At 45.0% G+C, this 8,151-nt stretch carries 6 protein-coding genes; all 6 read left to right on the top strand.

Translation table 11 applies throughout. The features are described from left to right. Positions 1-35 precede the first annotated feature (35 nt). The 6 genes from glgB to lysS all read left to right on the top strand — a co-directional run bounded on the left by glgB (position 36) and on the right by lysS (position 8,057). Positions 36-2,339: a 1,4-alpha-glucan branching protein GlgB gene (gene glgB / locus AAAT93_RS02045; protein ID WP_118546194.1), complete on the top strand. Its 2,304-nt coding sequence runs from the start codon at positions 36-38 to the stop codon at positions 2,337-2,339. Between the two features lie 12 nt (positions 2,340-2,351). Further along, a complete protein-coding gene (locus tag AAAT93_RS02050; RefSeq protein ID WP_021986189.1) occupies positions 2,352-3,065 on the top strand; it encodes a SanA/YdcF family protein in 714 nt (237 codons plus the stop codon). Positions 3,066-3,370: 305 nt separating this feature from the next. Continuing rightward, positions 3,371-4,090, top strand: coding sequence for an IMP cyclohydrolase (locus tag AAAT93_RS02055; protein WP_227573559.1), 720 nt, complete (start codon positions 3,371-3,373; stop codon positions 4,088-4,090). Between the two features lie 21 nt (positions 4,091-4,111). After that, positions 4,112-5,293, top strand: a complete 1,182-nt coding sequence (locus AAAT93_RS02060; RefSeq protein ID WP_117780130.1) for a phosphoribosylaminoimidazolecarboxamide formyltransferase — start codon at positions 4,112-4,114, stop codon at positions 5,291-5,293. 226 nt (positions 5,294-5,519) lie between these two features. Beyond that, positions 5,520-5,993 (top strand): transcription elongation factor GreA, encoded by a 474-nt coding sequence (gene greA, locus AAAT93_RS02065; protein WP_021986186.1) that lies wholly within the window; start codon positions 5,520-5,522, stop codon positions 5,991-5,993. 18 nt (positions 5,994-6,011) lie between these two features. Next, a complete protein-coding gene (lysS, locus tag AAAT93_RS02070; protein ID WP_227573560.1) occupies positions 6,012-8,057 on the top strand; it encodes a lysine--tRNA ligase in 2,046 nt (681 codons plus the stop codon). Positions 8,058-8,151: the final 94 nt, after the last annotated feature.

Consider the following 8,151-nt stretch of genomic DNA (forward strand, 5'->3'; position numbering starts at 1 on the left):
TTAGAGAAGGATATTTTTAAGGAGGGTTACAAAATATGAACAAACGACTGGAAGATTGGGTAAACTGGATTTTGTACGATGAATTGAAAAATGGGGTTATCAATGCACCGAAGCATCTGCTTGGAAACCATGTTTATGGCGATGGACAGGTGATCACCGTATATCGTCCATATGCAGAGAAAGTCTGCGTCGTATCTCCGACAGGCAAAAACCGTGAGGAGATGGAGTGCCTGGCAGAGGGCTTCTATGGATTTTACAGTGCAAAGAAGAAATATAAGGGAACAAAATACCGCATCGAGACAACCTATCAGGATGGTACAACGGTTGTGACTGCCGATGCATACGCGTTTGACTCACAGATCACAGAGTTTGACACATATCTTTTTGCAGAGGGCAAGCACTATGATGTCTACGAAAAGTTTGGTGCGCATCCGATGACGATCGATGGTGTGAAGGGAACATACTTCGCAGTATGGGCACCGCATGCGAGACGTGTCAGTGTCGTAGGTGATTTTAACATGTGGGATGGCGCACTCAACCCGATGCAGATGATGCAGACCTCCGGTATCTATGAGCTGTTTATCCCGGATGTAGCTCCGGGGGCTGTCTACAAATATCAGATTCTGACAAGAGACGGTGAAATCTTATACAAGGCAGATCCATATGGAAACCAGTGTCAGGTAAGACCGGACAATGCGAATGTCGTTGCGGATCTGACCGGATATAAGTGGAAGGATACGGACTGGATCGAGAACCGGAAGCAGCAGACGCGTGAGACCGAGCTGAAAAAGCCGATGGCAATTTATGAGTGCCACCTCGGTTCGTGGAAGAAGAAAATTGAGGATTCAGATTTTGGATTCTATACCTACCGTGAGCTTGCAAAGATGCTCTGCGATTATGTAAAGAAGATGGGATACACCCATGTCGAGCTGATGGGTATTGCAGAGTATCCATTTGATGGATCATGGGGTTATCAGGTAACGAATTATTATGCACCGACCAGCCGTTACGGCTCGCCGGAGGATTTCATGTATTTTGTAGATCACATGCATGCAAATGGCATCGGCGTGATCTTAGACTGGGTACCGGCACATTTCCCGAGAGATGCGCATGGACTTGGAAGATTCGATGGCATGCCGCTTTATGAGCATCCGGATCCAAGACGCGGCGAGCATCCGGACTGGGGAACCTATATCTTTGATTTTGGAAGAAATGAGGTCTCTAACTTCTTAACAGCCAATGCGTTGTTCTGGGTGGAGAAGTTCCATGTGGATGCATTGCGTGTGGATGCGGTCGCTTCTATGTTGTATCTGGATTACGGAAAGCAGGATGGACAGTGGCTGCCGAATAAAGATGGCGGAAATGAGAATTACGATGCAATCGAACTGCTCCGCAAGATCAATACGGTTATGGAAGAGCGCAATCCTGGCGCGTTCCTGATCGCAGAAGAGTCTACGGCATGGGCAGGTGTTACAGCACCGGCGAGCATGAAGGGACTTGGATTCCTGTACAAGTGGAATATGGGATGGATGAATGACTTCTTAGAGTATATGAAGATGGATCCGTATTTCCGTTCATTTAATCACAACCGACTGACATTCAGCCTGTCATATACATATGCAGAGAATTATGTGCTTGTGATTTCACACGATGAGGTCGTACATCTCAAGTGCTCCATGCTCAACAAGATGCCGGGTGTAGAAATGGATAAGTTCGCAAACCTGCGTACGGCTTATGGATTTATGTATGGACATCCGGGCAAGAAGCTTTTGTTCATGGGACAGGAGTTCGGACAGCTTCGTGAGTGGAGTGAGGCAAGAAGTCTTGACTGGTTCTTATTAGATCAGCCTCTGCATAAGAAGATGCAGAAATGGGTGGCAGATCTGAACCATATGTATACAACCTATGACGCATGCTACTACAATGACAACAATCAGATGGGATTCGAATGGACCAAGGTCGATGATGCAAATACAAGTATTATCGCGTTTGTGCGTCGTGGAAAGACGGTGAAGGATCAGTTGTTGTTCGTATGCAATTTCGTTCCGGTAGAGCGTAAGGATTACTGGATTGGAGTGCCTTGCCTGACCGAGTATGAGGAGATCATCAATTCGGATGCGAAGATCTACGGCGGTTCCGGTACGAAAAACGGTAAGGTAAAGGCATTTGAAGAAAAGTGTGATCGTATGCCGTATGCGATCAGCATTGATATCGCACCGCTTTCCATGATGGTATTCAGATACGATTATGTAGACAAGAAGCCAGCCATAGCAAAGAAAGCGGCTGTGGCAAGGACTTCCACAGAAAATAAGTCAGTAGAAAAAAAGACGACGAAATAATGGCAGAAAGATATGAGTAAGAAAAAAGCAGATAAGAAAAAAGGCGGATTTGTGCGGGCAATCAGGAATATATTTGTGTTCCTGATTGCGTGTGCGCTGCTGATCCTTCTTGGGTTGACAGGAATCTATATCTATGTTAAACATGATGTGAATCCCCGTCTGCTGAAAGAGGAGGACGCAACTGCACTTTCGGATGTGGATTGTATTATCATTCTAGGGGCATCTGTAAAGAATGGAGATACACCGAGTCCGATGTTGCGGGATCGATTGGATGAGGGGATTGCACTTTACAAGGCAGGCTGTGCACCGAAGATACTGATGAGTGGTGACCACGGCAGCGAATATTATAACGAAGTCAGTGTCATGAAGAACTATGCGATCAAGCAGGGCGTTCCGTCGGAGGATATTTTCCTGGATCATGCGGGATTTTCTACTTATGAGAGTATGTACCGTGCCAGAGCAATCTTTGGCGCGGAAAAAGTTGTGATCGTCACGCAGAAATATCATTTGACACGTGCGGTCTACAATGCCAAGAATCTCGGTATGGATGCATATGGAGTGGCGGCAGCACCGATTAACTACGGTGGACAGACCATCCGGAATATCCGCGAGTATCTGGCAATCAGCAAGGACTTTGTTATGACATTTATCAAACCGGAGCCGACTGTACTTGGTAACCCGATTTCCTTAGATGGAAGCGGGGATGTTACCAACGGCGCAGACTAACTCGGCTCACAAGGTAACCTGAGCGAAGACGGATTGAAAAATGAATAGGTGGATTACAATTTGGCAATGAATAAATGAGTATATTACGTCACAGGCATTTACTGATTCGTAAGCAGACCATTGGAACACGCCAGCACTTAACGAGCTGCACCGAAAGTATGAAGGTGCAGGGAGTTTAGTGTCTGCTGCGTGTGGAAGTGAGCGAGAGCGTGTCTGCGTAGAATCATGTAATGTCTGTGACGTATAAAATTGTTGGTATTGCCAAATTGTTATTAGATAAACATTCAAGAGGAGGAGCGAAGAGCGTGAAGATGATTTCATTGGAAGAAGAATTGAAGGGTAACGCGTACCCGGGCAGAGGTATCGTGATTGGAAAGTCACAGGGTGGCAAGAAAGCGGTAACTGCATATTTCATTATGGGACGCAGCGTGAATTCACGGAACCGTGTATTTACAGAGACAGAGGATGGCATAAGAACAGAGGCAGCAGATCCTTCCAAGCTGACTGATCCACATCTGATCATCTATGCACCAGTGCGTGTATTAGGCAACAAGACGATTGTGACAAATGGAGATCAGACCGATACGATTTACGAGCTGATGGATAAGCAGCAGACATTTGAGCAGTCTTTACGCACGCGAGAATATGAGGATGATGCACCAAATTATACACCACGTATTTCCGGTATCATGCATGTGGAGAATGGTTCGTATAATTATGCAATGTCCATCTTAAAATCCGCAGACGGAAATCCGGATTGCTGTGAGAGATTTACATTCTCTTATACAAATCCACTTCCGGGAACCGGACATTTCATTCACACCTATATGGGTGATGGCAATCCACTTCCAAGCTTTGAGGGTGAGCCGAAGCTGGTTGCAATCCCGGATGATATGGATGCATTTACCGATATGCTGTGGAACTCTTTGAATGAGGATAACAAGGTATCTTTGTTTGTTCGCTATATCGATATCGAGACAGGTAAGGCAACATCAAAGATTATCAATAAATACGACAGAGTCTAAGAAAGCGGAGGATGAAAAATCATGGCAAACGAAATTATGCTTAAGTATGGATGTAACCCGAATCAGAAACCATCTCGTATCTACATGGAGGATGGAAGCGAGCTTCCAGTCAAGGTGATCAATGGCAAGCCGGGTTATATCAACTTTTTGGATGCATTTAACGGCTGGCAGCTTGTAAAGGAGCTGAAAGAAGCAACCGGACTTCCGGCAGCAACTTCCTTCAAGCATGTATCTCCGGCGGGTGCGGCTGTGGGACTTCCGCTTGATGATACATTGGCAAAGATCTACTGGGTAGACGATCTCGGCGAGCTTTCTCCGCTGGCATGTGCTTATGCGAGAGCCAGAGGCGCTGACCGTATGTCTTCCTTCGGTGATTTCATTGCACTTTCTGATGTGTGTGATAAGGATACAGCAAGACTGATCAAGCGTGAGGTATCCGATGGTGTGATTGCGCCGGGCTACACAGATGAGGCAATTGAGCTTCTGATGCAGAAGAAAAAGGGCAATTACAATATTATTCAGATTGATCCTTCGTATGTACCAGCTCCAATCGAGCACAAGCAGGTATATGGCATCACATTTGAGCAGGGAAGAAATGAGCTTCCAATCAACGATGAACTGCTTTCAAACATTGTGACAAAGAACAAGGATCTTCCAGAATCTGCAAAGAACGATATGAAGATTGCTTTGATCACTCTGAAATATACACAGTCAAACTCTGTATGCTATGTGAAGAACGGACAGGCAATCGGTATCGGTGCCGGTCAGCAGTCCCGTGTACATTGTACAAGACTTGCCGGACAGAAGGCAGATAACTGGTATCTCCGTCAGGCACCACAGGTTCTGAATTTGCAGTTTGTAGATTCGCTTGGACGTGCAGACCGTGACAATGCAATCGATGTTTACATCGGTGATGAGTATGAGGATGTACTTCGCGAGGGCGAATGGCAGAAGCGTTTCAAGGTAAAGCCACCAGTATTTACACGTGAGGAGAAGCGTGCTTGGCTCGATGGAAATACTGATGTAACACTTGGTTCTGATGCATTCTTCCCATTCTCTGATAATGTAGAGCGTGCAAAGAAGAGTGGTGTGAAGTATATCGCACAGCCGGGTGGTTCTGTACGTGATGATCTTGTCATCGAGTGTGCAGACAAGTACGATATGGTTATGGCATTTACAGGAATCCGTCTGTTTCATCACTAATCGGATGTTGTAAAGCGAAATAATAGTGGAAAGAAAAATGTGAATCCGCAAGGTCAGAAATGGCTTTGCGGATTTTTTGCACAATAAGAGGTATACAAGGGGAAGAAAAATATTGGTAAATCAGTAGAAATCACGTTTGACATATGACGGAATATCCGATATAATTCAAGCATGTATGCTCGGAAGAAGTCTGGGCAAGTATGTCGTGAAAGAAAGGAAAATAGAGATGGCTGAGAAGAAAAATCTGTTGACTAGAGAAGGTCTTCGTAAGTTAGAGGACGAGTTACAGGACTTAAAGGTAAATAGACGTCAGGAAATTGCACAGAAGATCAAAGAAGCAAGAGAGCAAGGAGACTTGTCAGAGAACGCCGAGTACGATGCTGCAAAGGACGAGCAGAGAGATATCGAGGCTCGCATCGAAGAAATCGAGAAGATCCTGAAGTATGCAGAGGTTGCTGACGAAGAAGAAGTAGAGCAGGGTGTTGTAAACTTTGGTTCTGAGGTATCTATTCTGGATATCGATATGGATGAGGTAAATACATTCAAGATCGTTGGTTCTACTGAGTCCAATATTCTGGAAGGAAAGCTTTCCAATGAATCTCCACTTGGCATGGCTATTTTGAAGAAACGTGTAGGCGAGACAGTCACAGTGGAAGCACCAGACGGAAACTTTGATTACCGTATTTTGGATATTCGATAAGAAAGAGAGAGTTAAAAAGTGGCAGAGAATAAGCAGCAGGATACAAACAAGCTGTTGCAGGTGCGTCGCGACAAGCTCGCAGAGCTGCAGGCAGCAGGAAAAGATCCATTTGAGATTACGAAATATGATGTGACAAATCACAGTGAAGATGTAAAGGAAACTTACATTGCGCATGAAGCAGAGCTTCTGGCAGGCAGACCAACACCGGATGTAGAGGGGCTGGATGACGAGCAGAAGAAGGAAGTTCTGGCAAACGATTACAATGAGAGAAGAACAATCATGGATGGCTCTCCGATTCATGTAAGTATTGCCGGACGTATGATGTTCAAGCGTGTTATGGGTAAGGCATCTTTCTGTAACATTCAGGATTTGAAGGGAAATATTCAGGTCTATGTTGCAAGAGACCAGATCGGCGAAGAAAGCTATGCAGATTTCAAGAAGTCTGATATTGGAGATATTTATGGTGTGAAGGGATATGCATTCCGTACAAAGACGGGAGAGATTTCCATTCATGCGGAGGAGATGACACTTCTGTCAAAGTCCTTGCAGATTCTTCCAGAGAAGTTCCACGGACTGACCGATACGGATATGCGTTATCGTCAGAGATATGTGGATCTGATCATGAATCAGGAAAGCAAGGCAGTGTTCATCAAGCGTTCCCAGATCCTGAAGGAGATTCGTAATTTCCTTGCAGACCGTGATTTCATGGAGGTTGAGACACCAATGCTCGTATCGAATGCAGGTGGTGCCGCAGCAAGACCATTCGAGACACATTACAATGCATTAAATGAGGATGTAAAGCTTCGTATCTCTCTGGAATTATATCTGAAGAGACTGATTGTTGGCGGACTGGAAAGAGTATTTGAGATCGGTCGTGTATTCCGTAACGAGGGTGTGGATACCCGCCACAATCCGGAATTCACATTGATGGAGCTGTATCAGGCGTATACTGATTACGAGGGCATGATGGAACTGACAGAGTCTATGTTCCGTTACCTGGCTGAGAAGGTATGTGGCAGCACAAAGATCTCTTACAATGGTATTGAGATCGACTTTGGTAAGCCGTTTGAGCGCCTGACGATGAATGACGCGATCAAGAAATATACAGGTATTGATTTTGATCAGGTAGCAGATGATGCAGAGGCGAAGAAGCTGGCTGACGAGCATCATATCGCATACGAGGATCGTCATAAGAAGGGTGATATTATCAACCTGTTCTTCGAGGAGTTCTGTGAGGAGAAGCTGATCCAGCCAACATTTATTATGGATCATCCAATCGAGATTTCTCCACTTACGAAGAAGAAGCCTTCAGACCCAAGCAAGGTAGAGCGTTTCGAGCTCTTCATCAATACATGGGAGATGTGTAATGCATACTCCGAGCTGAACGATCCAATCGATCAGCGAGAGCGTTTCGCCGCACAGGATGCAAATGCAGCCGCTGGTGATGACGAGGCAGAGCATACAGATGAAGATTTCCTGAATGCTTTGGAGATCGGTATGCCTCCAACGGGTGGTATCGGTTACGGTATCGACCGTCTGGTAATGCTGCTTACAGATTCACAGGCAATCAGGGATGTTTTGCTCTTCCCGACAATGAAGTCATTAGATGGTGTAAATAAGAAAAATGATGTAAATAATACAGCTTCTGAAGCACCTGAAAAAAATGTAAAAACTGAGTCTGAAAAGATTGATTTCTCTAATGTGAAGATTGAGCCAATCTTTGAAAAAATGGTAGATTTCGATACATTTGCAAAATCTGATTTCCGTGCAGTTAAAATTTTAGCTTGTGAAGCAGTACCGAAGTCAAAGAAGCTTCTGAAGTTTACATTAGATGACGGAGAACGCAAAGACCGTGTGATTTTAAGCGGTATTCACGACTATTACGAGCCGGAAGAACTGGTTGGTAAGACAGCAATCGCTATCGTGAACCTGCCACCGAGAAAGATGATGGGAATTGATTCCGAGGGTATGCTGATTTCAGCAGTACACGAGGAAGACGGTCACGAAGGACTAAACCTTCTGATGGTAGATGACCACATTCCGGCAGGTGCAAAGCTCTATTAAGAAGTACCGTTTTATCTTACAAAACGGGATGTACTTCATTTGTGAAAAAGCTCTGAAAATACACAAATACACCAAATTTACACCAAATGGTGCT

Source organism: Coprococcus hominis (ex Arizal et al. 2022) (assembly GCF_040094675.1).
In the GTDB taxonomy this organism is placed as follows: Bacteria; Bacillota; Clostridia; order Lachnospirales; family Lachnospiraceae; genus Coprococcus_C; species Coprococcus_C hominis.